The sequence below is a fragment of the Chitinophaga ginsengisegetis genome (genome assembly GCF_900168065.1).
Taxonomy (GTDB): Bacteria; Bacteroidota; Bacteroidia; order Chitinophagales; family Chitinophagaceae; genus Chitinophaga; species Chitinophaga ginsengisegetis.
In genome coordinates, this window is sequence record NZ_FUZZ01000006.1 from 271,357 (window position 1) to 297,709 (window position 26,353).

Here is a 26,353-nt window from a genome sequence, read left to right on the forward strand (position 1 = left end):
CAGCAAACAAAATGGAAAACAAGCAACAAGAGCATGTGCATTTATTGATCATCGGTTCCGGCCCCGCCGGTTATACCGCTGCTATTTATGCTGCAAGAGCCAATCTTAAACCAGTACTATACCAGGGCATTCAGCCCGGCGGACAATTAACCATCACCACTGAAGTTGAAAACTATCCCGGTTACCCGGAAGGCATTCAGGGTCCGGAAATGATGGTGGATTTTGAAAAACAGGCTGCCCGCATGGGGGCCGACATCCGTTATGGTATGGCTACTTCCGTGGATTTCAGTAAACAACCTTATAAAGTAACTATCGACGAAGAGAAGGAAATTACTGCCGATGCGATCATTATCGCTACCGGCGCCTCTGCCAAATGGCTGGGACTTCCTTCCGAGCAACGTTTAAATGGTAGCGGCGTAAGTGCCTGCGCTGTTTGCGACGGATTCTTCTTCCGTGGTAAAGAAGTGGCTATCGTAGGCGCCGGTGATACCGCTGCTGAAGAAGCGCTTTATCTCTCTAAAATGTGCAGCACCGTGCATATGCTGGTGCGCCGCCATGAAATGCGTGCTTCTAAAGTGATGCAGGACCGTGTGCTGAAAACTTCCAATATCATTGTATACTGGAATTCTGAAACAGATGAAGTACTGGGAGATAAAAAAGTAGAAGCACTGCGTATCCTCAATAACAAAACAGGCGAAAAGAAAGAAATACCTGTAAGCGCGTTCTTCGTAGCGATTGGTCACCAGCCTAACTCCGGTATCTTTAAAGACTACCTGACACTGGACGACCAGGAATATATTGTTACAGAACCAGGCACCAGCCGTACCAGCGTGGAAGGAGTGTTTGCCTGCGGCGACGTACAGGATAAAATTTACCGTCAGGCGGTAACTGCCGCCGGCAGCGGATGTATGGCCGCACTGGATGCAGAAAGATACTTATCAGCAAAAGAACACCACCAATAATAAACAAGGTAATGAGTAATGGATTTACAGGGAAATCATTCCTGTAAATCCATTATTTGTTATCCGTAATTTCCTTTTATGCTTACTATCGCCCTCGAACAGGCTACCTTCTACGCTTACCACGGCTTATACCCGGAAGAAACCATCATCGGTAATCACTTTGTACTGGATGTGGCAGTTCGTATACCCGGTACCGTGCCCGTAGATGATTTGTCTGAAACGGTTAACTACCAGGGCATCTATGAAATAGCAAAGGCCGTGATGGCCGTTCCGCGCCCTTTACTGGAAGAAGTGGTGTATGAATTAACCGATGCACTCAAGCAACGGTATCCCGGTATCCAGCACAGTACTGTGACCCTCCGCAAAATGAATCCGCCTATGGGCGCTACTGTCCGCAACTCACTTGTTTCTTTGGAGAAGGACTACTAAGGCACTATTTTTTGGGATATGTATGATGTTTCCGTAAATTTATAGCTATAAGTTAATCAACAAATTCTTACGCTGTAAAAACCTGTCCTATGTTGAAACGGATCATGGCAGTTTGCTTTTTATTATCAGCGGTACTGTATGTACAGGCCCAGAGTGCCAGTGAAATGGTAGCAGAAGCCAGGCAGCTGGAGAAACAGATGAAAGAAAGCGAAGCATTTGAAAAAGATAAGGAAATCCTCAAAATACAGCCTTCCGAACTGGACGCATTGAACCAGGCCAGCCAATTATGTTCCCGCATCGGCAACCGGCAGAAAAGCAAAGATGATAAGATCAGTTATTTCAATCTCGCTAAAAGCTATGCGGAGCAAGCGCTTAAAGTAAATCCGAACAGCCCGGAATCCAATTTGTCGATGGCTATTGCAATGGGCCGCATGGCGCTGATTTCCGGTGCAAAAGATAAAGTAGCCGCTTCCAAAGAAGTGAAGAAATATGCAGAACTGTCTATCAAGTTCAACCCCTCCCTGGCGCAGGGCTATCATGTTTTAGGTAAATGGAACTACGAAGTGGCCAACCTGAATGCCTTTGAAAGAGGCGCGGCAAAAATGCTCTTTGGCGGTTTACCGGATGGTTCGCTGGCCAATGCTATCAGCAACTATGAAAAGTGCCGGCAGCTGGATCCTGCTTTTATCCTCAACTACTACGAACTGGCCCGTGCCTACAAAGCAGACGATCAGCAGGAAAAGGCTATAGAAGTATTAAAGAAAGCGCTGACGCTTCGCAGCATCACCCAGGATGACGCCAGCATCAAAGCGGATTGTAAGAAAATGCTGGATGATCTGCAATAAAGAAGAAGCTATATTTCTTTCCCTTTCCACCTGCCGCTGCGCAGGTACCAGTAACTTATTCCGAAAATAATGATCCAGTAGATAAAATCTGCTCCCCACGCCCAGTGCAGCTCACTGCGCATTCTTTCAATCACAATATCGCAATACACCAGGTAGCCGATAACGGCGATAATTTCCGTTACCAGGTTAATTCGCGTATTGCCGGTACCCACCACGCCACTCATCACCACCGCTGCTATCGCCATCAGGATGGTGCTCAGCGTTATGACCCGGATAGAGGGGATGGCCATCGTAATCAGATCGGCACTGTTGGTGTAGATGTGCAATAACGTATAGGGGAAGAGGTTAACCACCACACACATGGCAATGGCGCATCCTGCGCTGAGCCCCACAATTTTCCGGATGATGGGAAAAACCTGTTCGGGCCGTCCCTGCCCGATGATATTGCTCACCATTGTATTACAGGCGGCAGCCAGCGCCCAGGTGAAAATACCAAAGAAGCCAAAAATGCTGCGGAGCATATTGGATACGGCGAGTGGCCGTTCGCCCAGGTGCTCAATGAAAATAAAGAATACAAACCACCCGCCGATGCTGAACAGGAACTGTACAATCAGTGGTGCGGATACATTGAGGATGTTGCGGACAATGCTCCAGTTGAGCCGCAGATAGCTGAACAGGCTGTATTGCAGGTGATAACGCTTCAGAAACAGGATGCTGAAAGCGACCCCGCAACCGGTAACCTCGGCAATCACGGAGGCCGTGGCGGCGCCGTTGAGTCCCATAGCCGGGAAACCCAGTTTACCAAAGATGAGTGTGTAGTCAAAGAAGATGTTCATCATTTCCTGGAAGAGGGAGGTAACTGCCAGTACTTTGGAATGTCCGCTGCCGATATAAAAGGCATTGGCCATATTCAGCATCATGAGAAAAGGAAGTCCCCATATACGGATACGGATAAACGAAACGGCTGCAGCAATGATGTGGTTATCGTGCAGGCTTTTGGAAAAGAACCAGGGCGCTGCCAGCAGGGTAAGCAAAATGGCGAGCCCGGAGAAAAAAAGCCCTACCTGTATGCCATTGGAAAACAGCTGCCCGATGCCGGAGAACTGCTGCTGGCCGGCCCTGCGGGCGATGAGTACCTGCATGCCGTTGTTCAGGCCGTAGGCTATCATGTACATCACCAGGTAATAGATCCCGGCGATCCCGTTGGCAGCCAGTTCAAATTCACCCAGTCGCCCTACGAAGGCAGTGTTGGTAATGTGATTGATCTGCGGAATGATGAGCGCCAGGCATATAGGTCCTGCTATTTTGATAATTTGCCGGGTGGTGACTTCCAGTTGCATGAATCTTTAGCTGATTGTGGGTATAGGGACAAAGATATAGCTATCTGCTGATCATCTCCCTTATATAAAACAACAAAACGCCCTCACCAATTAACTAAAAAGAGTATTATTGTAATTCATTTGAAAGGTTAAATATGCCCGTGGCTTATAACATCCATCCTGCATTTACAGTAGACGATGAAACCCTGCTGGAAACTGATCTCACTGCCTGTAATTTACTGGTACTGGTAGGAAGCGGAACATTCAGCTATGTAGTGTTTGATCCGGTTGCGAAGAAATTCCTGGCGTTGAAGTCCTATCATTTTACCCCCCGGAAGCTGGCCCTGGCCGATCTGGAGATGATAGAACAGGTATTTGACACCGACAAACTGTTGTTTACTGCCTTTAAATCTATATTGCTGGCTTTTAACACCGGCGGAGGTGTGCTGGTACCGCATACGTACTATACACCCGCTCTGAAGAAAGATTTTCTGCACCTGGGGGCGCCGGAGAAAATACAGGAAGCGATCCTGTCGGATTTACTGCCGTCCCTGCCGATGGTGAATGTTTACAGCGTGGATAAAGACCTGCTTGGTTTTTTACGCAAGGAATTTTCCACGGACCTGGTGATACATGCCAATTCGGCCCTGCTGCAATCCTACCCGATGGACCTGGATTTCCAGGCAAAGGATGGAGTGGCTTTTGTGGAAGTGGACCAGCACAGGTTTACAATGACCATTTATGCCGGTGGCAAGCTCCTGATTCAACAGGAAGGCGATTACCAGACCGGGCTGGATGTGGTGTATACCCTGGTAAACCTGCTTCGTCAGCTGGAGCTGAATGAGCAGCTGGTGAAGGTAAAGCTGGGAGGAGTAGTGGCTACAGACGCTGGTGTATATCAGGAGATGTACAAATTTATACCACATCTGGAATGGATACAACGAATCCCGGGTTTCAGCTACATTACAAAAATGCAGGAAATACCGGGCTATTATTTTCATAACTTATATGCGTTAGCGCTATGCGTATAATCGGAGGAACGAGTGGGGGACGAAAGATACAACCGCCTGCAAAAATGCCGCATACCCGGCCTACTACAGATATTGCAAAAGGAGGGTTGTTTAATATCATTGAAAACAACCTGGATATTCCATCTTTAAAAACACTTGATATTTTTGGCGGCACCGGCAGTATCAGCTTTGAGCTGGCTTCCAGGGGCGCAACCGACATGACTGTTGTGGAGAAAGACCCGGCAATGGCTGCTTTTATCAGTAAAACTGCTTTGTCGCTGGGCATTGAAAACCTGAAAACGGTAAAAATGGATGTTTTCAAATACCTCCAGCAATGCACGGAGAAATTTGACTTCATTTTTGCCGATCCGCCATATATGATGGAAACACTGGATCAGCTACCGGTACTGGTATTTGAAAAAGAGTTGCTGAACCCGGAAGGCTGGCTGGTGGTGGAACATACGCAGCATAAGAAGTTCCAGGATTATTCTTACTACCGTTCTGAAAGGAACTATGGCGCAACCGTGTTCTCCATATTTATTAACCGGGAGGAATTAAAACGTTTATAAATCAATCGCACCCTTATGAGGACTTGTTTATTCCCGGGTACATTTGACCCAATTACGCTGGGACATACGGATGTAATTAACCGTGGGCTTGATCTGTTTGACCGCCTTGTGATTGGCATCGGGGTTAACAGCAGTAAAACCCCTATGTTTGCACTGGAAGAGCGGATGAGCTGGATCAGGGAGATCTATAAAGATGATCCGCGGGTAGAAGTGGCTTCTTACTCAGGACTGACCATTGATTTCTGCAAGCAGTTAGACGCCCGTTTTATTTTGCGGGGGATCCGTTACGTGAGCGATTTTGAATATGAAAAGGCCATTGCAGATGTGAACCGTACGGTGGCGCCGGGCATTGAAACCATCTTTTTAACCACTGTTCCACAGTATTCCAGTATTGCATCAACCCTGGTGAGGGATATTTATAAATATGGAGGAGATGTGTCGCCTTTCCTGCCGGCGGCAGTGCTGGAAGGCATCAAACGCACGAAGAAATAATTTTATAAAGCAGATAATATGAAAACGATCTGGCACAATACTAAGATTTCACTGGACGATTTGAATGAAATGGGAGGCTCCACTATGGCTACCTGTTTGGGCATGGAGTTTACGGAAATTGGTCCGGACTATCTTAAAATGATGATGCCGGTAGATCACAGGACTATACAACCCTATGGGTTACTGCATGGCGGCGCATCTGCGGCGCTGGCGGAAACGGTGGGCAGTATGGCATCCGGACTGATCATAGATCCTGAGAAGCAGATCTGTGTAGGGATGGAAATCAATGCTAACCATATAAGGGGGGTGAAAGAAGGCTATGTGCATGCGTGTGCGCGGCCATTGCATATCGGAAGCACCAGTCATGTGTGGGACATCCGCATTACCGATGATCACCATAAGCTGGTATGTGTAAGCCGGCTTACCGTAGCCATACTGGCTAAACGATAAAGGAATGCTTAGTTCCGCTGTGAAGCGGAACTAAGTAATGTTACATGTCTGCAGCCCTGAAAACTTCCCTGATATTTTCGTAGGAATATTTCAGGTATTTATCCACGTTTTCCGGTTTGATCCATTGCAGGTCCTGGATATCTTCTTCTATTTGCGGCACTGTTAGTTCTGTTCCGGTGAACAACATCCGGTACCAGTAGGTATGTTTTAATACTTTTTTATTTTTCATGGGATAGTAGTGAAACGTTTCTGTGATTTTGTGTTCCAGCGAAACGTTGTGCAGGCCGGTTTCTTCCGCTACTTCCCGTAAGGCGCAGGTTTCGAGGTCTTCTCCCGGATCCCGTTTCCCTTTTGGCAGGTCCCATTTGCCGCGGCGGAACATCATGAGCACTTCACCGGCGGGATTGGTAATCAGTCCACCGGCAGCTACAAGGGTAGTAAAATGCAGCGATACTTTCTTAAAAAGTTGTTTTACATCCGGTGCAATAAACACTGCCGCGTTTTTTTTCCCATCTTCCAGTTTCTGCAATACATTTTCCATCTTTTTGGTATCCGGGTTATCGTATACTTTGGCGCCGTTAAAGTGGGCCGGGATGGTAGTGGTATCGGCACTCAGCAGGAGTGGGCGCTCGTTGAGATAGATCGTAATATTTGCTTGCATGCCGCAAATGTAATTATGAATTATGAATTACGAATTGAGAATTTAGGGAGATGGAAACGTATTGCCGGCGCTCTCTGTAAATTCGTTTATTGTAATTCGTAAATTGAATAAAATGATAGTACTTTTGGCGGTTGTATGAATAAAGTAAGCGAAAAACAAGTTGCAGAAAAGTTACTGCAGGTGCAGGCCGTGAAGTTAAGCCCTGCACAGCCTTTTACATGGGCTTCCGGCTGGAAATCACCGATCTATTGCGATAACAGGAAGATCTTATCTTTCCCTTATGTGCGCGACTATATTAAATCAGAGTTGTGCAACCTGGTGTTTGAAACCTTCCCTGATGCAGCCGTGATTGCAGGGGTGGCTACCGCAGGTATTCCACACGGAGCGCTGATAGCGGATCAGCTGAAGCTGCCGTTTATTTATGTAAGGTCCAAGCCGAAAGAGCATGGTATGGGTAACCAGATTGAAGGGGTATTGCAACCCGGTCAGCCTGTGGTGGTAATTGAAGACCTGATTTCTACAGGTAAAAGCAGCCTGGAAGCGGTGCAGGCCATTCGTGCAGCTGGCGGGGAAGTGATCGGCATGGTGTCAATATTCAACTATGGTTTTGATGTGGCGGTAAAAGCTTTTGAAGCAGCCGGTGTACCATTTTATTCGCTGAGCAACTATTCCGCGATGATTGCGCTTGCAGAGGAAAAAGGTATTGTATCTGCCGACGAAATAGCTACGCTGCAGGCATGGAGAACCGCGCCGGATCAGTGGGGCAGGTAGCTGAAAATTGTATATCACTTTTTTTGTATATTCGGGTATTAATATTACAACTATGCGTATCCTAAAATTAGTAGTGTTGTTCCTGTTTGCCGGCGTAGGCGTGGCAATAGCGCAGCAAAAGCAGAAGGCTGTGGAAACAGCGAAGATCAGCACACCTACTGTGCAGTGTGAGTCGTGCAAAAACCGTATTGAGCGGTATATGTCGCACGAAGAGGGCGTACAGTCCGTGAAAGTGGATTTCAAGAAGCATATTACCACGGTGAAGTACTATACCGACCGTACCAACATTGAGAATATCAAAACGGGTATTGCCAATGCAGGGTATGATGCGGATAATGTAACTGCCAACCCGGAATCTTACGCCAAATTACCTACCTGCTGCAAGAAGCCGGAAGATGGTGGCGGTATGGATCCGAAGAAAAAGCATTAATCAGCCTGTTTCAGCCTTTGGCGTCCGGTGGTTTGCCGGGTTACTAAAGGCTGAACTGTTTTCTGACGTAGCCGGAAGCAGGTGCCGGCTGTACCCGCCTTACCTGAAAAGCTCACTCCCTAAAGCATTCCGTTATTCCGATACTGTTTAATCCGCTGAAGCATCATCTTTCCGCACTTCAGCAAACACTTTCCCAATCAGATCCTGCCGAAATAAATACGCGCCTGCTTTCGCTGGGAGGCTCGCAGATGGATATGTATGCAGGTCCGCTGGCGATGGAGGCTATTTTTGATGAAATAAGGACGCAGTTAAAACGGGCCGGGGTAGATACGAGAGAAGCATATGAGGTATTACTGGCGAAAAGTGATGGTTATGCCACCGTGGTTTTATCCGATACTTCCGTGTGGATATTGCGGTTGGCAGGAGATAAGGCTAATTATATCCATGTGCATCCGGGGCGTTACAGTCCGCATACTTTCCGGGTAAAGGCTTCGGCGCTTAAAACGGCGCTGGCTTATTGGATAGCTTCGCAACATCATTTATTAACGGGAAACCTGTTGGAGGATCTGAACGGATTAAGAAAAGGCTTACGGCTGTCTCCGCTCAGGAGTACGGACGAAAGCGGGCATATTCTGGAAATTATTGCCTTATTGAAACGCGGCTAATAAACCGGGCCGGCCGGATTAGAAGAAATTCAGGGCTTGTTTGGTTTCGCATTTTATCGGGAAAGGAAGAAAAATACCAGCCTTACCTACTTTACAATTTCCAGTGGCTTTGATGGTTACTTCTTTATTGGCGAAAGCGCTTAATGCATTTTTGAATACGTTGGCCATGTTTACTTCCAGTTTTACGGGGAAGTAAAAAGTATCCCTTGCCGGGATGGAAATGGTGGTATCCTGGAGGGAGTGACCTACCTGGGTGTCATCAAAAAACAGGTCGAAATTGGCATCTTTTAACTGAAGTCGATAGTTGTTCGGATTATAATATGCCAGAGTCATCCGTACAATACTTTTGGACATGCCCAGCTCATCCATACTGATACCGGCTACTCTCACAAACTGAATATCCTTGTTTTTTTCGCAGGAGCTTGCTACTCCCCAGATAAGAAAAACAGCGGCTAATAATCGGAACACTTTCATCAGTTGACCAGGTATTTTAATTTTTGTAAACCTACTGCAAAGCTTTTAGTTATCAAAAAATCGGCGGGGAATTGGGAAACTTTTAACGGACCCAATTTTAAAAACGGGGGAGACCGCTTAAATAATTAATGCATAAAACACATATAAATAAAGCTTTGGTTTAAAGAAATATGCTATCTTCGTGATCCTTCCTGAGTTCGCTAAAATTGAACAAAAAAGCCACTAATTTCTTTAGTATTTTTGCATTTCGGTGATCATTTGCTGAAAGTGGTGTATGCTAATTTATTTAGCATATGATTAATAATTCTATGAATTGTTTATCATCTACTTAAAGTTAATTGTTAAGTATTTATGTATAAGTGATTGTCAGGTGAAACTAACGGAATTCCAACACCTGCGCCTAAAATTTTGACATTATGACAGAGAATGCAAAAGGGAAGGTATTATTGATTGAATCTCAATATTTTCCACCAATTGATTCATATAAGACTTTAGTAAAGCACGACATATTAAAGATTGAGAAATATGAGCACTATCAAAAGCTCAGTTACAGGAACCGTTGTTACGTTGCCGGACCAAATGGCCGGATGATTTTAAGTGTGCCTTTGGCAAGAGGAAAGAATCAGCGGACGGTGATGAAGGATGTAAGGATCAGTAATGAGGAGAAATGGCAGGGCTTGCATTGGAAAACGCTGGTGTCTGCTTACAGGCGGTCTCCGTGGTTTGAATATTACGAGGCAGATCTGCAGGGTTTGTTTGAAACCCCCTTTCAATTTTTAATGGATTGGAACCTGGCATGTTTCGAATGGATGAATAGCAAGCTCGGCATTGAGGTGCCAATTATCTATACCGAAAGTTATGAAAAGGAAGTGTCCGGTGTAACGGATGCCCGGGAAAGCATACTGCCGGGACCGGTTACGGCAGGCGAGCCCGGCTATACACAGGTGTTCCAGGAGCGTACCGGCTTCATACCCGGGCTCAGTATCCTGGACCTGCTTTTCTGCGAAGGAAAACAGTCCCTGGAAGTACTGAAAAAGGGCTAAATAAAATAGTGAATAATATTATTTAACTTGTTGGCCTGTAATTGTTTGTATATTTGCCCGGGTAATTGTGCTTTTTCCATGAATACCTCCCGAAAAAAATTAAGGTGGCAATCAACAAAATCTTTAGATTTGCAACCTATTTTGCTGGGGTTCGAACTGACGTAGGTGTGTAAACCAGGAGTTTCCCAGTGAGGGAAAAAAGGATTGTTATCCTGTTATTTTTTTCTATTACTAATTCCTAAAATTCATTTGCAGTACTAAATGAACAACACCTACACAGACCTGGTAAAACAGACCTTTGAATTTCCCCAGGAGGGCTTTGAAGTAAAAGATAACTACCTGGAATTTAATGGTTTGGATATAAAGGCATTGATAGACAAATATGGAACACCCTTTAAACTGACCTTCCTGCCTAAAATCGGGATGCAGATTAACAAGGCGAAGAAAATGTTCCATGACGCCATTAAGAAGAACAGGTACGACGGTGAGTATTTTTACTGCTACTGTACCAAAAGTTCGCATTTCTCCTTTATTATGGAGGAAACCTTGAAGCATGGGGTACATATTGAAACTTCTTTTGCTTATGATATTGATATCGTCAATAAATTATATGAGCGTAAGAAGATAAATAAGGAAACCTATGTTATTTGTAATGGTTTTAAAACCAAAGCTTATACCAGGGCAATAGCGCGACTGATCAACAGCGGATTTAAAAATGTGCTGCCGATCCTGGATAACAAGGAAGAGCTGGAAGATTATAAGCGGAACATCAGGAGTAAGGATAAGGTGAAGCTGGGATTGAGGGTAGCTGCAGAAGAGGAGCCAAGTTTCGACTTTTATACCTCCAGGCTGGGTATTCCTCCGCGCGACATCCTTGAATATTATGTAGATAAAATAAAGGGTAATGAGAAGTTTGAGCTGAAAATGCTGCACTTCTTCATGAATAAAGGGATTAAGGATGATATTTATTACTGGAGCCAGTTTAACCGCGTAATAAATCTCTATTGCCAGCTGAAGAAGATCTGCCCTGAACTGGACAGCATCAATATTGGAGGCGGATTCCCGATCAAGCACTCTTTGGGCTTCGATTATGATTACAACTATATCGTAAACGAAATTGTGGCCAACATTAAGAGCATGTGTAAAAAGAATAAGGTACCTGTACCGAATATTTACACAGAGTTTGGTTCCTTTACCGTAGGCGAAAGCGGCGCGGTGATCTATAGTGTGATAGGTGAGAAAATGCAGAATGACAGGGAGTCCTGGTACATGATCGATAGTTCTTTCATTACTACCTTACCTGATACGTGGGGTATTGGAGAGAAGTTCCTGATGTTGCCTATTAATAAATGGGACCAGGAATACCAGGAGGTACATCTCGGTGGACTTACCTGTGACGGCTACGATTTTTATACATCTGAAGAACATATTAACGCTGTATTCCTGCCAAAGCAACAGGCATCCGGAGAGCCGCTGTACATCGGATTTTTCCATACAGGGGCCTACCAGGACCAGCTGAGCGGATACGGAGGCATCAAACACTGTCTTATTCCTTCACCCAAACATGTGATTGTGGGATACGACAAGAACGGGCAGTTGAAAGATTGGTTATATGCCAAGGAGCAAACCGCCCAGAGCATGCTGAAGATTTTGGGTTATTAAAAAAATGGGTTAGTAATCCTACTGAAAGCCCCCCGATTATTCGGGGGGCTTATTTTTTTCATTTTTTTTTCTCTCAGTTTGATAAAAAAAGGCTTTCATTTTACTGAAAGCCCTATCATGGCATAGGTTAGATGATATTCATCCGGCATAAGGAAAATAGGAGATGAATATTTGATCTTACAAAGATAGCGTTATAGGCAGGTATCAGTAAGACCTAAAAGTTGTAATTTTTTCTAATCTGTTTTTAACCCGATTTGATGAAGAATGATGAATTTATTATCATAATGTCGGGAAACGCAGCAAATGGTAATATTTACATATTAGTATAGCTGGAATAGTATCAATATGCCGGCATTCTTTTATAACACAGATGTGTAGGTACTATTTCGCCTGAGAATCATTGAGGTAGTCAATAGCGGAGCCGCAGTGTTTTTCAATTTCGATGAAACAGCTTTCCAGCAACTCGGTTTCTCCTTTCAAAATAGCTGTCTTCCCGGAGGCCGAAAATCCTTTTACCAGTAAAAACTGCTTGGTCAGGTGTTGATTGATCAATGATAGATGTTGTTTTTGTTTTTCGGCAGTTCTCATTTGTTCCATAGAAATAAGGTTACGATAGTATTGACCCAGCGCCCTGATAAAGAACAGCAGGTACATGCCTACTGTAAACGGATTAGCCAGGTATTGGAAAGCAGATGAATAACCCGGAGTAACGAATATGACCACATTATTGATCTTGATCCAGGCAACGGCTATGAGATAGGCGCAGAGGATCAGGCTCCAGATGAGGGCGGTGGACAGGTTCACGGTAATATAGCAGACCAGGATGCTCATTACCCATATGAGTACGTATTTGGGGCCGAGGTCCTGGTTGTTCAGTAAGGAGGAAAGGATTGGAAGGATCAGGGTGGAAAAGGAAGCAAACAAGCCAACCGTTCTGGCACTTATGCCTTTCTTCAGCAGTAAAAGGCAAACGACCAGATCGAGGATGATCATGGGAATGATGATCATATTCACCGCGTTCTGGCTGAGCATATTTACAAAAAGGAAGCTCAGGAGCAGCATAATATAGAAGAAGGCATAATCAAAGATCAGTTTGATTTTCGCCTGTTCGTATGTATTTTCTGTATGAAGAAGCAGGTTGCCTATCACTGTTTTTTCAGTGTTCAGGTAAATGCTTTTTATGAGTAACCAGCTTTTCGGGAAGAGCTTTGCCATGAGTGCGTGCTTAGGGAGGCAAATTATCGTATAATAAACAACGGCAGATTCAACGTTCGTGTGAATTATACACAAAAAAAGGGACGCCTTTGCAGGCATCCCTTTTTTAAACCCTCCTGTTACACAGCGGGCCTCCTTTTTACAGGAAGCCCTGCTTCCCTTATTCCACTACTATTTCTTTAGGGGCATCCTGTTTGTTTTCCTTTTTACCCAGGGTTACTTTCAGGACTCCATTATCGTATTTCGCGTTGATCTTGCCTGCATCTACCAGTTCGCTGATAGTGAAGGAGCGTTTGAAAGATTTGAAGCTGAATTCACGGCGTACCTGTTTGTCACCTTCATTCTTTGTTTCTGCTTTCTTTTCTGCGCTGATGGTAATTGCTTTATCATCTGCACTGATCTTGAAATCTTCTTTAGAAAAGCCTGGAGCTACTACGTCGAGTAAGAAAGCTTCGGGTGTTTCCACGATGTTTACCGGAGGATGGGTGGTAAAGTAATCGTTGGTCAGAAAATCATCTTTTACATACTTATTCAATCCTCCATTGAGAATATCTTCTACTAATCCACCAAATGATTTGGGAAGCGGGCTGTGGTTAAATTTAATGTGTGTCATAGTTGCTATAAATTTTTTTAGTGTGAAATCAATTTTTATTGTTTGATAGCTGGTACAGATCAAATGGGATACCATGCCATAAAAACTGCTATTTTGTTAGTAAAAAGGTTACAGATTATGACATAGTGTCACTTTGATTGTATGTTTTGTGTCAAAAAGTCTATATCTATATCCATTTTTTTACTTTCTGGGTACATATAACTAACTTTGTAAAAAATATAAACAGAAAAAACTCTTATTATATGTATCCAGCGGAACTAGTAATGCCTATGAAGGCGGAATTAACAGATAACGGATTTGAAGAATTACTGACACCTGAAAGCGTTGATAACACATTGCAGAAAGAAGGAACTACCCTGGTAGTAATCAATTCTGTATGTGGTTGCTCTGCAGGTACTGCCCGTCCGGGTGTATTGCTGGCGGTAGCACACAGCGAAAAGAAACCAGACAGGCTGACTACCAGCTTTGCAGGTTTTGATGGCGAAGCAGTAAGACAGATCCGTTCGCATCTGATGCCTTATCCTCCTTCTTCTCCGGCGATAGCACTGTTTAAAAATGGTGAATTGGTGCATTTTATTGAGCGCCACATGATCGAAGGCCGTTCTGCGCAAATGATTGCTGCGAACCTGGCTGACGCTTTTGAGCAGCATTGCTAAATATTTCAAATTTTCTAAATTCCAATTTAGAAATTCGAAATTGCATCGTACTTTGGTGGTTTGATTTTCCTTTTGATTAAATTCGGCTTTGTTCATAGGAAGATTCAGATCACCAATTTTTTTTCGGCTATGTATCCTAATTTATATTACGCGTTCAGAGATCTGCTTGGCTTAGAGATTCCGTTTTTAAAGATTTTCCAGACGTTTGGCTTTTTTGTGGCAATAGCCTTTCTGGCCGGCGCCTATATTTTAACGCGTGAATTGAAACGCTATGAAGCACTTGGGTTGCTGAAAGGTGTGCCTGAAAAAGTAGTAACAGGGCTGCCGGCTTCCCAGGGAGAACTGATAGGAAACGCCGTGGTAGGGTTTATTATAGGATACAAAATCCTCGGGATCTTTTTTCAGTGGGACACCGCTTCGCAGGATTTACAGTCGTTTGTGTTTTCAGGACAGGGCAGTTTTTTTGCCGGTATCCTGGTAGCTGCAGCGATGGCCGGATATAAATATTACACCAAAAAGAAACAGGCGCTCCCTAAACCTAAAGAAGAAACGGTGCTGGTAATGCCACACCACCGCGTGCCGGATATCATTGTGATGGCAGCTATTGCCGGATTGCTCGGCGCTAAAATATTTCACAATCTTGAAAACTGGAACGACTTTGTACAGGACCCCATCGGGGCTTTATTGTCTTTCAGCGGACTTACCTTTTACGGCGGGCTGATTGTAGCAGCTATCGTGATCATCAGTTATGCGCGTAAAAAACAGTTCAATATCCGTGCGTTGATCGACAGCGCCGCGCCTGCGCTGATGCTGGCTTACGCTATCGGAAGAATGGGTTGTCATTTTTCCGGGGATGGCGACTGGGGCATTTACAACAGCGCTTATGCGGTGGATACCAATACCGGCCACACCGTGAAAATGGCGCCTGCTGTATTCCAGGACATGGTTCAGAAAAACGCAGGGTTCTTTCAGCAACAATACGCTACCGTAGAGAAGATCCCGCATGCAGCGTTTGAAAAACCGGCTGCACTGGGCTTTTTACCAGATTGGCTGTTTGCCTATGGCTACCCGCATAACGTTATTAAAGAAGGCGTACAGATTGCCGGTTGTGATGGTCCCTATTGTAAAGTATTACCTATTGCCGTATATCCTACACCGTTATATGAAATTATCGTTTGCCTGGCTTTGTTCGGCGTTCTCTGGGCTATCCGCAAAAGAATAAAGATTCCGGGCGTAATTTTTGGTATCTACCTGATATTAAATGGTGTGGAAAGATTCTTTATAGAGAAGATCAGGGTAGATACGAGGTATGATATTTTTGGCTTTCATCCCACCCAGGCAGAAATCATTTCCACGCTCCTGGTAATTGGTGGTATTATACTGATTGGCATCTATCGTAAAAATAATACTGCTGCAAATAAGCTTTCCTGATTATAGTATATGCAACGTCACTCTTCATTAGTGCCCTTGTCGCACGAGCACAAGCGCCTTTTATTTGTATGCCGCTACCTGAAAAAAGATGCTGCACCATACGAGGGCTTCCCACTGGAAACACAGGCAAGATTTGAGTATATCATAAAAGTATTCCAGGAGCTGATGGTTCCGCATATTCAAAAGGAAGAATATCTTTTTGAGAAGTGTGCCGGAAAAAACAAAGCGATTGATGCCATGATCCGGGAGCTGCAGGAAGAACACCTGATTATTTCCCGTATGTATAGTACCCTCACAGACAGCAACGATATGGATGCGGCGATGGATGTGCTGGCATGCAGCCTGGAAGCGCATATCCGCAAGGAAGAGCGGGAGTTTTTTGAACTGCTGCAACTGGAGCTTCCGGATATCCTCGATCACCTCAAACTGGAAAACCCATAAATGTATTTAACGTGTTATTGCCGGTTTTTAATTTAAGCACTAATTTTTCACCGGAGTTATAGCAGCATTATGTATCTGTAATATTGTCTCAATAATTATCTGTATATCTTATAGCGATTTATCCTTGTTTGTTAGGCTGGTAAATTTACCTGGGGCTATTCAATTTGAGTTATGCGTACGTTTTTTTACAGCTTAGTTGTGTTTAGTTGCTTCACTGTCAGCCTCAAAACCCTGGGCCTATCCAGGGAGGACAGTCTTAGCCGGTATGATAAGCTGGATTCGTCTGAAATAGTGGCTGCTTCTTTTTATTATAAAGCAGGTGAACAAGAGTTAGGTCAGGGTACTATATTAAATGTACCGGAAGGTTACCGCCTGCTCGATGCTGCGCAGAGCCGTGTGCTGGTGGAGCGTTTGTGGGGCAACCCGGAAAATCCGAATACGCTCGGTGTATTGTTGCCCGCCCGGGTAGGACCGATGGATAAAGATTTCCACGGTTTCGTGATTTCTTTTGAGCCTTCGGGTTATATGGAAGAATCAGAGATCCGCAAAATTGATTACACGAAGTTGCTGGCGGAGATGAAAGAAGAGCTGAAAAACGATAACCTGTTACGCAGCGGTAAAGGAACCGGCCAGATTTCCGGTATGGACTGGGCCTTTGCTCCTTATTATAATAAAGACAATCACTCCTTACACTGGGCCCGCATTTTACATTTTGGTAAGAACGAGCCATCCATGCTGAATTATGAATTAAGATTATTAGGAAGAAGGGGGGTACTCTGTTTTACGGCTATTGGTAAGGTAACGGAGCTGGAGCAGATGAAGCAACAATTAGCCATTGTAGCTACTGCGGCGCGTTTCGCGCCGGGAAACGGTTATGCCGACTATAATCCCCGTACTGATCAGTCTTCCCGTTGGATACCTGCCACCGAATCCGTGGCCAGCAGAATGCTATCGATTGATAACCTGTTACTTGGAGTAAGAAGCACCCTTTCCATGCTGCTGGTAATGTTGTGTATGGCATTGTTTGTTTATGGTATGAACTATTATCACCACCGCCGGAGGTCCGGTTACCGGAAAATCATCAAAGTGGATGAGCGCCTGAATTAATAAGGGCCGGCGCCGTTTTCCATCTCCCTGAAAAAATATCACTAACACTGAAAAGACCTGTTTGTAAATACCCGCCTCCGTCCTTATATAATACCGGTCATCCTCCATTAACACCGCTATTTTAAATAGCGTCTATCCCTGTGCAACATTCCTTTCCCCCAGTCGTCTTTTTAATCGTTCCATAGCTTTTTACCATTCATCACTGCTTATAAACCGTTTGTGTAATGCTATGTACTGTGTAATACATAATACCTACTTTTACATCGTAGTAGTTAATCTAATGTAGTGGTTTAACTACTGTAGTATACAAGCTAAGGAACTAAAAATCTAATCGACAACAATTTAAACTCTAAATCACCCTTATATGAAAGCAAGTTTTAAAGCTATAACATTAACAATGAGCATGTTAGTTACTGCTTTGACCTCATTTGCGCAGAATGCCCCAAAAGTAGCCGGACAAATAACACAGTCTGGCAACAAACCTGTAGAGTTTGCTACTGTAACCTTATTAAAAGCAAAAGACTCCTCTTTAGTAAAGGGAGCCATCGCAGATATAGACGGTAAATATGAATTTGAGCAGGTAAAGCAGGGTAAATACCTGGTTGCTGCGGTTTCAGTTGGTATGACCAAACGTTACAGCCCCGCTTTTGAAGTAGCCGCCAGCTCCATAAAAGTGCCGGCTGTAACACTGGAAGCCGCTTCCAAAACCTTAAAAGGAGTAGACGTAACCGCCCGCAAACCCTTTGTGGAACAGAAAGCTGATAAAATGGTGGTGAATGTGGAAAGCAGCATCACCGCATCCGGCGGTTCTGCTATGGAAGTACTGGAAAAATCGCCTACCGTAACAGTAGATAAAGACGGTAACATTTCCATGAAAGGCAAGAGCGGCGTACAGATCATGATAGATGGCAAACCAACCAATATGAGTTCCCAGGATGTTGCCGAGCTGCTGAAAAGCATGCCAGCCACCAATGTTGATCAGATTGAGCTGATAGCTAATCCTTCCGCCAAGTATGATGCAGCCGGCAACGCGGGAATCATTAACCTTAAACTGAAGAAGAACACCAGCTACGGTACCAATGGTAATGTAACTGTGGGCGCCGGCTATGGTTTCTGGCCCCGCTGGAACGGTGCGCTGAACCTGAACCACCGCAACGAAAAGTTCAATATATATGGTTCCGGTAATTACAGCCACCGCGAACAACAGCAGGACCTGGGCATTTACCGCTCTATCTCAGAAAAGAACCAGCTCAGCGTATACGACCAGGTAAACAATATGCATACAAAATCCAATTACAAAGCCGGTAAAATAGGAGCGGACTATTTTATCAGTAAAGGACATACGATTGGTGTAATGGCGGATTTATCCGGTGGCGACCGTAACGTTCCCAGCTTTGCCACCACCCGTATAGGCAATGGCAACAGGGTGGATTCTATCCTGAAAACCAACACCAACGATGCTAAAAACTGGAACAGGAATGCCTTCAATTTAAACTACCGCGGTATCCTGGATACCACTGGCAAGGAACTGAATATTGACCTGGATTACGCAAAAAATAAAGATGCGCAACATGCTACTATATACGCAATGTCCCGCGATGGCGCTGAAAAAGGTTTCCTGGGCAGCGATACTTCCCGTAACAATCAGCCTTCCAGCATCGACATTAAAACTGCAAAAATTGATTACATACACCCGCTGAAAAACCAGGCAAAATTTGAAGCCGGCGTTAAGGTGAGCTTTGTGAAAACAGATAACGATGCGCGCTTTGATTCCCTGAGAATGGGCAACTGGGTGCTGGATGAAAACCGTTCCAACCACTTTATTTATAAGGAAAATGTGAATGCGGCATATATCAACTTCAACAAGCAATTCAAAAAAGTAAATGTACAGCTGGGATTACGTGGAGAACAAACGCACATCACCGGTACATCGGTATCCACGAAGAATCAGCAGGAGATAGAAGTGAAGAACGATTCTACTTACTTCAACCTGTTCCCCAGCATGGCGCTGACGTATAAACTGAATAAAGACAACACGCTGGGACTGACTTACAGCCGCCGCATCCAGCGTCCGAGCTATGAAGATCTGAATCCGTTTGAATTTTACCTGGACAGGTATACAAAGGAATCTGGTAATCCAAACCTGAAGCCACAGTATTCCAACAACTTTGAGATCACACATACTTTTAAGGATTTCCTGATCACCTCCGTAGGATATTCCCATACAAAAGATATGATGACCCAGATACTGGAATCTGATGTGGATAAGTCTACCGGTGATACGTCCATTCTGCGGTACAAATACCTGAACGTGGCTAAGGCCGACAACTTTAACCTGAACGTAACCGTACCGATGCCAATTACCAAATGGTGGATGAGCCTTACCACGATGTCGGTGTCTTACGCAATGTTTGAAACCGTGGTAAACGATAACCAGGTGAAACTGTCATCCGCCGGGTTCTTTGGACGCACCCAGCAAACATTCACACTGAGCAAGGACTTGTCTGCAGAGGTAGTATTCTTCTATGTATCTCCGCAGGTAACAGAGAATGGCCTGTTCAAAATGAAATCTATGTCCTCCCTGGATCTGGGTGTTTCGCAGAAAGTATTGAAAGGAAAGGGATCTGTGAAACTCAATGTAACGGATGTGTTTAAAACCAATTATTTCCGTGGCGACTTTGATAATGCCGGCAGATATACTTCTGTTGCCAGCAAGTGGGATGCACGGCAGTTCCGGTTGACCTTTAATTATCGCTTCGGAAACACTAATGTAAAAGCAGCACGTAGCCGTCAAACCGGACTGGAAGCGGAACAAAATCGTGTAAAACAGGGCGGTAACTAAGCCGGGCCTGTTGGGGAAGATGGTTTTTTAGGTATATAAGGATGGAAAAACGTGGCCCTTTACCGGGCTGCGTTTTCCTTACCACTTTAACAAGTGGTTTCATCACAGGAAACGGCGGTTTGGTATAATTTGATATTGGAGAGAGGGGGTTTAGAAATAATTTTGAAGAAATTTTTTGCCGGGCATTACTTTCATCCATTCTATATAAATAATTAATAATTAATAAGATAACAAATTTTTGCTGTTAATTAAACGGATAAAGTCTCACTAAACCGGAAATTTCCCCGTCAGCATCATGCAACCTTTTCTACAATTACTGTCTTTATAATGAAAGCATCAGCCACTAACTTGAATCAGACGCCACTCGCAGCACATATAGTAGAACGCTGCAAAAAAGGAGATGTCCGTGCATTTCGTGAATTGTACGAAGCCTATTCGGCTGCGATGTATAACATCTGCCTGCGTATGACCAATAATGTGAATGATGCGGAAGACACTTTGCAGGAGGCTTTTATCCAGGTGCACAAAAGCATTCATAAGCTGGAACGTGAGGCCAGTATCAGCGCCTGGATCAAGCGGATTGTGGTAAACCACTGTTTGAATACACTGCGTAAGAAGAAGGTGTATTTTGAAGAAGTGGATGAAGTGGAAGTATTGGCAGAAGAGGGCATTGATGAGGCCCAGTTTACCTGGACCGTTGCCGCCGTGAAATCTGCCATACATGGTTTACCACAGGGATACCGGACGGTATTGAATCTCTATCTTTTTGAAGAGTATTCACACCGGGAAATAGCAGAAATGCTGGGTATTACCGAATCTACTGTAAAAACGCAGTACATGCGTGCAAAGGAGAAAGTAAGACAAATTGTAAAACAGCAAAATGTAACTCGTTAATGCCAGACAATTTTGAAGGTTTTATCCGCCAGCACCGGAACGAATTTGAGGAAGAGGGCCCTTCACCGAGGGTTTGGAGCGCACTGGAGCAGGAGCTGACGGGCAGGCGCAAAGGAAAGGTGATTTCCCTTTTACAGAAAAACTGGTTTAAAGCAGCCGTGATCGCAGTATTGCTGGCCAATGCAGGCGCTCTTTTTTACTTCACCAAACACCGTCAGCCGCAGCAGCAGGAACTTGCTGTGTTAGCGCCTGATATACAGGAAGCGGGCGTTTACTATACGTCGCGCATAAACGAAAAACTGCAGCTGATTGATGCTTATCCCGATTCAGCACTGGGGCTGGATAGCGCTGCCCGTAAGGAACTGGAACTTCGCAACGATACTTATAAAGCACTGGAGAAAGAATTAAAAAATAATCCGGGCAATGAAAGAATCCGCGCTGCTATGGTGCGCTACTACCAGCTGAAGCTGGATCTGTTGGATAAAATTTTGGAAGAGTTACACGATAAACATGTAGCTCCCGGTCAAACAAAAAAACATTATGAAGCTGAAATTTAAGTGCTTGTTATTCCTGCTGCTGCCTTTACTGGCGCAGGCCCACAACGGATCTACTACTTATAAAAGAACCATTGTAAAGGAGTTCACCGTAAATGATAACGCCACGTTAAACCTTTCCAATAAGTACGGCAAAATCATTTTTCATGCGTGGAACAAAAACGAAATCAAAGCAACCATCACTGTTACCGGTTTCGGTAAAAATGACGAGCAGGCGAAAGCCATTGCGGAGCTGGTGGAAGTGAACACCAACCAGGGTAACAACGGTGTGTCGCTGACTACTTATTACAACCCGTCGAAGAACAATTCCGGTTGGTTTTCATGGGGTGGTAAAATGGATTCGAAAGATTACGTGAACATTGACTACGATATTTATATTCCGCAAAGCCTGCAGAACTTAATGGTGAAGAACCAGTTTGGCGATGTGATAGCGGATAAGTTCAGTTTCCCTGTCACCCTGGAAATGAACTATTGCACATTTGATATCCGTGAGGCGCAGGATCTTGTCTTCAAAATAAATTATTGTGATAAGGGCAAGGTTGGCAAAGCGGCCAATGTAAGGGTGAGGGGGAATTATTCTGCTATCCGTGGCGGACAGCTGGAATCGCTGGATGCCAATTCCAACTATAGTGAGTATGCGTTTAACCGCGTGGGCAGCCTGAGAATTTCTTCCAATTACGATGATTATAAAATGGATGTAACAGGTGCCGTGTCTGGCCGGGGTACTTATTCTGATGTGCGGTTAAGAGAACTGCAGCAGTCTGTTGATTTGAATATGACCTATGGAGATGTGAAGATAGAGAAAGTGGGCAACGGATTTAAGCAGGCCGATTTTCAACTCACGTATTCAGATCTGAATATCAGTTTTGGTTCCAGGCAGCCATTATCGATAGAAGCGAACCTGGTAAACGGGGATCTGGATACCGGTGGGCTGGAGCTGAAGAATGTGATCTCCAACAAGATGAATTCGAACCTGCGTTTTAAGGCGCTGGCGGGGGGAGGAAGTGAATCATCTCCTTATATAAAAATACGTGGTACAAACACCGATGTAAAACTGGGCACCTATTAATTAAACAGATCAGAACGCCATTCTAAAATCTTTTTAAAATAAAGTTACACTATGAAACGAATCGCTGCTTACTTCCTGGTTGCTTTGCCATTGCTGCTTACGGCCAGTGTACTTGTTTCCTTTACGCGTCAGAGCGATGAAAGAATAAAGGGAAACGGAAATGTGAAACAGGAATCCCGGGATGCGTCTGCCTTTACAGATATCAGTACTTCCGGTGTTTATAAGGTGGTGATTGAACAGGGGAATACCCATTCTATCCGGGTAGAGGCAGAAGATAACCTGCTGCCATATATCCTGACAGATATTGCCGGTGGCGAATTAAGAATCCATTCAAAGAAAGGGTACAATATTCAGCCTACCAAAGAAATCAAAGTATACATCACCCTGCAGAAGGTAGATAAATTATCGGCCAGTGGCGCCGGTGGTTTTACCAGCAAGGGAAAGCTTACCAGCGACCGTATAGAGCTGCGGTTCAGTGGTGCGGCTGATGCCGACCTCGATATCCGTACCCATGAACTGAAAGTGGGCGTTGCAGGAGCCAGTAACCTTACCCTGAAGGGCAATACGGATAAGGCCGATTATAGTATTTCCGGTTCTGCTGATATTTCAGCGCTGGATCTGTCCACTGAAAATGCGAAGATTGGTATTTCCGGTACCGGTAAGGCAGATGTATTTGTGCAGAAGAAACTGGACGTAGGCATTTCCGGTATGGGAAAGGTAAAATATAAAGGAGAACCGAGTATTACCCAGTCTGTGTCCGGCATGGGTAAGATCAGCAAGATATAATAACAAGTTAGATTTAGAGTATATAACGTGCAGGTAGTTCTCTACCTGCTTTTTCTTTTTTATATTTGTTGTTCGAATATAAAAATTTTAATTATGCCGTCCTTTGATATTGTTAGCAAAGTAGATTTACAGACACTGGATAATGCTATTAACACGGTGAAGAAAGAGATCACCAACAGGTTTGATTTCAAGGGTTCACATGTGGAGATTGAGCTGAATAAGAAAGAACTGGTGCTGAATATAGAGGTAGAAAGTGATATGAAACTGGGCCAGGTGCTGGATGTGCTGGTAAGCCGGACGATGCGCCAGGGGCTGGACGCCAGTATTTACGATCTGAGTAAGGAGCCTTACCAGAGCGGGAAGGTATTTAAGAAAGAAATACCGGTGCGTAATGGTATTAAGCAGGAAGATGCCAAGAAGATAGTAAAGATGATCAAGGATGCCGGTTTAAAGGTACAGGCGGCCATTATGGACGATATTGTACGGGTAACCGGGAAGAAGATCGATGACTTACAGGAGGTTATACAAAAGGCGAAGGAATCCAATCTGGGTATACCTTTGCAGTATATTAACATGAAATCCTGATTTTTTTACGAATAATCTTTGGGTGTTAAAGAAAATTAGTTAACTTTGCACCCTGTATTTACAATAATTTTGATATGAAACAGGGAATCCATCCAGAAAGTTACAGATTTGTGATATTTAAAGATATGTCAAACGGCGAGAGCTTTTTAAGCCGCTCTACCGCTCCTTCCAAAGAAACTGCAAAGTGGGAAGATGGTAATGAGTATCCGTTGATTAAGTTGGAAATTTCCAATACTTCTCACCCTTTTTATACTGGTAAGAATGTGTTGGTGGATACTGCAGGACGTATTGACAAATTCAACAAGCGCTACGCTAAGAAAGCATAGTTTCTAAGTAAAATATTTTTTAGAAAAATCCCATCGGCTTATCGATGGGATTTTTTATTTTAGCCCCCTATGGAGCGTAACTATATTCTTTTTGACACGCCCGTACGTGAACTGTTATACCCCTTTACGCATACAAGACCCATTGCTGCCTGCAGAGTAGGAATACTCACCATACAGGAGAAGTGGGAGCACTGGCTGGGTACAGGTATTAGTCATTTCACCGTACCGCATCTGCAGGACAAATTTCCCCTGCTATACAAAGGCAACCAAACCGTTAACATCTTACTGAGTGGACATATACTGCCGGACGCCGGACTGGTAGCCGCTATCCGTGAGTTACAACCGGAAGAGGAGTTGTATAAAGACAACGAGTTGCTGGCGAAAGCGGTGCAGGGGGAGGGGGCGCCATTGCTGGCTCCGGGCGCCCGGAAAAATTATCCGGGGGAAGTACTGGGAATTTATAAGCCTTGGGATATCTTTGCGCTCAACGATAAAGCAATCAGGGAAGATTATCAGCTGCTTACAAAGGGCAGGGAATCTGCTATCTTATCACACACCAATCAACAGATCAATCATACGGACATTTTCGTGGAGCCAGGCGCGAAGGTAGAGTACAGTGTGCTGAACGCCGCTACAGGGCCGGTTTATATCGGGAAGGATGCGGAAGTGATGGAAGGCTGTATGATCAGGGGACCTTTTGCGATGGGCGAAGGGGCCGTATTGAAAATGGGGACTAAAATATATGGCGCTACTACATTGGGGCCGTATTGTACCGGTGGAGGCGAGATCAAGAACAGCGTAATGTTTGGGTATTCCAATAAGGGGCATGATGGTTACCTGGGAGATGCAGTGATAGGGGAATGGTGTAACCTCGGGGCCAATACATCGGGTTCCAACCTGAAGAATAATGTATCTGACGTGAAGGTATGGATGGAGGCGCAGGGAGAGGCCGTATCCGCGGGTAAAAAATGCGGTGTGCTGATGGGTGATTACAGCAGGTGCGGCATTAATACAATGCTGAATACGGGTACTGTGATCGGGGTATCGTGCAATGTGTTTGGCGGGCATTTTCCGCCGAAATTTGTGGGTTCATTCAGCTGGGGGGATCAGGCCACTTACCGTTTGGCAGAAGCCCTGAAGGATGCCGGTAGCTGGATGGCGTTGAAGGGGAAAGAGCTTACAGAAAAGGATAAGCAGGTATTGGAAGCATTATATGCACAAATAAATCAGAAAGACCTTAAAACTTAATATCACAGTATGAGAAAGAAAATTGTTGCAGGTAACTGGAAAATGAACCTTACGCTGGCACAGGGCGAGCAGTTGATCAACGATATCCTGCAGGCAGGACTGAAACTGAAAGAAGGACAGGAAGTAATAGTCGCTACTCCGTTTCCTTATCTGCAGAAAGCAAAATCGTTGCTGAAAAACTATCCTGGTTTTTATGTGGCAGCGCAGAACTGCTACAGTGAAAAATCCGGCGCCTATACCGGTGAGGTATCTGCTGAAATGCTGCAATCAATAGGTGTTGATTATGTTATTCTGGGTCATTCTGAAAGAAGGGAATATTTCCAGGAAAGCAATGCTATGCTGGCTAAGAAGATAGACCAGGCGCTGGCTAACGGTTTGAAACCTATTTTCTGCTGTGGTGAGCCGCTGGAAATAAGACAGGCGGAAACGCAGAATGCGTATGTGGCAAAACAACTGGAAGAAAGTTTGTTTCACCTTACAGAAGAGCAGTTGAAGAATGTGGTGATTGCTTACGAGCCGATCTGGGCTATTGGTACCGGTTTAACAGCCAGTTCCGCACAGGCGCAGGACATGCATGCGTTTATCCGTTCGCAGATTGCTAATAAATTTGGCCGTGAGGCAGCCTTGCATACTTCCATTTTATATGGTGGCAGCGCGAAACCCGGCAATGCGGCAGAACTCTTTGCCAGCCCGGATGTAGATGGTGGTTTGATTGGTGGCGCTTCCCTGGTAGCAGCCGACTTTGTGGCGATTATTGAGAAGTTATCTTAAGTAATTGAGAAATACGCAGTTATAATAACTGCG

Annotated in this window: 30 protein-coding genes; 25 read left to right on the plus strand and 5 right to left on the minus strand. The window is 44.6% G+C overall.

Features of this window, described 5'->3' with window-relative positions:
• The first annotated feature begins 11 nt into the window (after window positions 1-11).
• The 3 genes from trxB to B5Z18_RS30410 all read left to right on the plus strand — a co-directional run bounded on the left by trxB (window position 12) and on the right by B5Z18_RS30410 (window position 2,236).
• On the plus strand, window positions 12-962 hold the full coding sequence (gene trxB, locus B5Z18_RS30400) for a thioredoxin-disulfide reductase (protein ID WP_079473346.1): 951 nt from the start codon (window positions 12-14) through the stop codon (window positions 960-962).
• Between the two features lie 78 nt (window positions 963-1,040).
• Window positions 1,041-1,391 carry a dihydroneopterin aldolase gene (gene folB, locus B5Z18_RS30405; protein ID WP_079473347.1) on the plus strand — a complete coding sequence of 117 codons (351 nt, stop codon included), beginning with the start codon at window positions 1,041-1,043 and terminating at the stop codon, window positions 1,389-1,391.
• Between the two features lie 89 nt (window positions 1,392-1,480).
• Window positions 1,481-2,236: a tetratricopeptide repeat protein gene (locus B5Z18_RS30410; protein WP_079473348.1), complete on the plus strand. Its 756-nt coding sequence runs from the start codon at window positions 1,481-1,483 to the stop codon at window positions 2,234-2,236.
• 8 nt (window positions 2,237-2,244) lie between these two features.
• Here the strand turns inward: B5Z18_RS30410 and B5Z18_RS30415 are convergent, their stop codons facing one another.
• Window positions 2,245-3,576, minus strand: a complete 1,332-nt coding sequence (locus B5Z18_RS30415; RefSeq protein WP_079473349.1) for an MATE family efflux transporter — start codon at window positions 3,574-3,576, stop codon at window positions 2,245-2,247.
• A gap of 140 nt (window positions 3,577-3,716) precedes the next feature.
• On the opposite strand from B5Z18_RS30415, the gene B5Z18_RS30420 reads away from it, so the two are divergent.
• From B5Z18_RS30420 to B5Z18_RS30435, 4 genes are read left to right on the plus strand one after another with little or no spacing between them, the layout of a single operon-like run.
• Window positions 3,717-4,586 (plus strand): DUF3822 family protein, encoded by an 870-nt coding sequence (locus tag B5Z18_RS30420; RefSeq protein WP_159454491.1) that lies wholly within the window; start codon window positions 3,717-3,719, stop codon window positions 4,584-4,586.
• Complete coding sequence (locus B5Z18_RS30425; RefSeq protein WP_079473351.1) at window positions 4,577-5,134, plus strand: RsmD family RNA methyltransferase; 558 nt, start codon at window positions 4,577-4,579, stop codon at window positions 5,132-5,134. Before B5Z18_RS30420 ends, B5Z18_RS30425 begins: the two co-directional genes overlap by 10 nt.
• 15 nt (window positions 5,135-5,149) lie before the next feature.
• Window positions 5,150-5,626 carry a pantetheine-phosphate adenylyltransferase gene (gene coaD, locus B5Z18_RS30430; protein WP_079473352.1) on the plus strand — a complete coding sequence of 159 codons (477 nt, stop codon included), beginning with the start codon at window positions 5,150-5,152 and terminating at the stop codon, window positions 5,624-5,626.
• A gap of 18 nt (window positions 5,627-5,644) precedes the next feature.
• Window positions 5,645-6,076, plus strand: coding sequence for a hotdog fold thioesterase (locus tag B5Z18_RS30435; RefSeq protein WP_079473353.1), 432 nt, complete (start codon window positions 5,645-5,647; stop codon window positions 6,074-6,076).
• A gap of 40 nt (window positions 6,077-6,116) precedes the next feature.
• Here B5Z18_RS30435 and B5Z18_RS30440 read toward each other — a convergent pair whose 3' ends face one another.
• A complete protein-coding gene (locus B5Z18_RS30440; RefSeq protein ID WP_079473354.1) occupies window positions 6,117-6,737 on the minus strand; it encodes an NUDIX hydrolase in 621 nt (206 codons plus the stop codon).
• Between the two features lie 135 nt (window positions 6,738-6,872).
• On the opposite strand from B5Z18_RS30440, the gene pyrE reads away from it, so the two are divergent.
• The 3 genes from pyrE (at window position 6,873) to B5Z18_RS30455 (ending at window position 8,603) form a co-directional block, all read left to right on the plus strand.
• Entirely contained in the window at window positions 6,873-7,508 is a 636-nt protein-coding gene (gene pyrE, locus B5Z18_RS30445; protein WP_079473355.1) for an orotate phosphoribosyltransferase, read from the plus strand.
• 52 nt (window positions 7,509-7,560) lie between these two features.
• On the plus strand, window positions 7,561-7,938 hold the full coding sequence (locus B5Z18_RS30450) for a heavy-metal-associated domain-containing protein (RefSeq protein ID WP_079473356.1): 378 nt from the start codon (window positions 7,561-7,563) through the stop codon (window positions 7,936-7,938).
• 248 nt (window positions 7,939-8,186) lie between these two features.
• Entirely contained in the window at window positions 8,187-8,603 is a 417-nt protein-coding gene (locus B5Z18_RS30455) for a hypothetical protein (protein ID WP_079473357.1), read from the plus strand.
• 18 nt (window positions 8,604-8,621) lie between these two features.
• Here B5Z18_RS30455 and B5Z18_RS30460 read toward each other — a convergent pair whose 3' ends face one another.
• On the minus strand, window positions 8,622-9,077 hold the full coding sequence (locus B5Z18_RS30460; protein WP_079473358.1) for an LEA/WHy family protein: 456 nt from the start codon (window positions 9,075-9,077) through the stop codon (window positions 8,622-8,624).
• Window positions 9,078-9,493: 416 nt separating this feature from the next.
• Here B5Z18_RS30460 and B5Z18_RS30465 point away from each other — a divergent pair, with 416 nt between their 5' ends.
• Window positions 9,494-10,120 carry a WbqC family protein gene (locus tag B5Z18_RS30465; RefSeq protein WP_079473359.1) on the plus strand — a complete coding sequence of 209 codons (627 nt, stop codon included), beginning with the start codon at window positions 9,494-9,496 and terminating at the stop codon, window positions 10,118-10,120.
• A gap of 261 nt (window positions 10,121-10,381) precedes the next feature.
• Window positions 10,382-11,782: a type III PLP-dependent enzyme domain-containing protein gene (locus tag B5Z18_RS30470; RefSeq protein ID WP_079473360.1), complete on the plus strand. Its 1,401-nt coding sequence runs from the start codon at window positions 10,382-10,384 to the stop codon at window positions 11,780-11,782.
• A 381-nt stretch (window positions 11,783-12,163) separates the two neighbouring features.
• Here the strand turns inward: B5Z18_RS30470 and B5Z18_RS30475 are convergent, their stop codons facing one another.
• Window positions 12,164-12,997, minus strand: coding sequence for a hypothetical protein (locus B5Z18_RS30475; RefSeq protein WP_079473361.1), 834 nt, complete (start codon window positions 12,995-12,997; stop codon window positions 12,164-12,166).
• A gap of 160 nt (window positions 12,998-13,157) precedes the next feature.
• The gene (locus B5Z18_RS30480) at window positions 13,158-13,610 is read right to left on the minus strand and encodes an Hsp20/alpha crystallin family protein (RefSeq protein WP_079473508.1); all 453 of its coding nucleotides are present in this window, start codon (window positions 13,608-13,610) and stop codon (window positions 13,158-13,160) included.
• 242 nt (window positions 13,611-13,852) lie between these two features.
• Between B5Z18_RS30480 and B5Z18_RS30485 the strand changes: the two genes are divergently transcribed.
• From B5Z18_RS30485 to tpiA, 13 genes are all read left to right on the plus strand, one after another.
• Window positions 13,853-14,266, plus strand: a complete 414-nt coding sequence (locus B5Z18_RS30485) for a BrxA/BrxB family bacilliredoxin (RefSeq protein WP_079473509.1) — start codon at window positions 13,853-13,855, stop codon at window positions 14,264-14,266.
• A gap of 129 nt (window positions 14,267-14,395) precedes the next feature.
• Window positions 14,396-15,697, plus strand: coding sequence for a prolipoprotein diacylglyceryl transferase family protein (locus tag B5Z18_RS30490; RefSeq protein WP_079473510.1), 1,302 nt, complete (start codon window positions 14,396-14,398; stop codon window positions 15,695-15,697).
• Window positions 15,698-15,706: 9 nt separating this feature from the next.
• On the plus strand, window positions 15,707-16,138 hold the full coding sequence (locus B5Z18_RS30495) for a hemerythrin domain-containing protein (RefSeq protein WP_079473362.1): 432 nt from the start codon (window positions 15,707-15,709) through the stop codon (window positions 16,136-16,138).
• A 171-nt stretch (window positions 16,139-16,309) separates the two neighbouring features.
• The gene (locus B5Z18_RS30500; RefSeq protein ID WP_079473363.1) at window positions 16,310-17,245 is read left to right on the plus strand and encodes a DUF2167 domain-containing protein; all 936 of its coding nucleotides are present in this window, start codon (window positions 16,310-16,312) and stop codon (window positions 17,243-17,245) included.
• A gap of 364 nt (window positions 17,246-17,609) precedes the next feature.
• Window positions 17,610-20,087, plus strand: a complete 2,478-nt coding sequence (locus B5Z18_RS30505) for an outer membrane beta-barrel family protein (RefSeq protein ID WP_079473364.1) — start codon at window positions 17,610-17,612, stop codon at window positions 20,085-20,087.
• A gap of 327 nt (window positions 20,088-20,414) precedes the next feature.
• Window positions 20,415-20,981 (plus strand): RNA polymerase sigma factor, encoded by a 567-nt coding sequence (locus B5Z18_RS30510; RefSeq protein WP_079473365.1) that lies wholly within the window; start codon window positions 20,415-20,417, stop codon window positions 20,979-20,981.
• On the plus strand, window positions 20,981-21,538 hold the full coding sequence (locus B5Z18_RS30515; protein ID WP_079473366.1) for a hypothetical protein: 558 nt from the start codon (window positions 20,981-20,983) through the stop codon (window positions 21,536-21,538). The genes B5Z18_RS30510 and B5Z18_RS30515 overlap by 1 nt, the downstream gene beginning before the upstream one ends.
• Window positions 21,522-22,604, plus strand: coding sequence for a DUF4097 family beta strand repeat-containing protein (locus B5Z18_RS30520; RefSeq protein WP_079473367.1), 1,083 nt, complete (start codon window positions 21,522-21,524; stop codon window positions 22,602-22,604). Before B5Z18_RS30515 ends, B5Z18_RS30520 begins: the two co-directional genes overlap by 17 nt.
• 51 nt (window positions 22,605-22,655) lie before the next feature.
• On the plus strand, window positions 22,656-23,390 hold the full coding sequence (locus tag B5Z18_RS30525) for a head GIN domain-containing protein (protein ID WP_079473368.1): 735 nt from the start codon (window positions 22,656-22,658) through the stop codon (window positions 23,388-23,390).
• A gap of 93 nt (window positions 23,391-23,483) precedes the next feature.
• Window positions 23,484-23,975, plus strand: coding sequence for a YajQ family cyclic di-GMP-binding protein (locus B5Z18_RS30530; RefSeq protein WP_079473369.1), 492 nt, complete (start codon window positions 23,484-23,486; stop codon window positions 23,973-23,975).
• Between the two features lie 74 nt (window positions 23,976-24,049).
• On the plus strand, window positions 24,050-24,301 hold the full coding sequence (locus B5Z18_RS30535; RefSeq protein WP_079473370.1) for a type B 50S ribosomal protein L31: 252 nt from the start codon (window positions 24,050-24,052) through the stop codon (window positions 24,299-24,301).
• A 69-nt stretch (window positions 24,302-24,370) separates the two neighbouring features.
• The gene (locus B5Z18_RS30540; protein ID WP_079473371.1) at window positions 24,371-25,549 is read left to right on the plus strand and encodes a putative sugar nucleotidyl transferase; all 1,179 of its coding nucleotides are present in this window, start codon (window positions 24,371-24,373) and stop codon (window positions 25,547-25,549) included.
• A gap of 9 nt (window positions 25,550-25,558) precedes the next feature.
• On the plus strand, window positions 25,559-26,320 hold the full coding sequence (gene tpiA / locus B5Z18_RS30545) for a triose-phosphate isomerase (RefSeq protein WP_079473372.1): 762 nt from the start codon (window positions 25,559-25,561) through the stop codon (window positions 26,318-26,320).
• The last annotated feature ends 33 nt before the right edge of the window (window positions 26,321-26,353 follow it).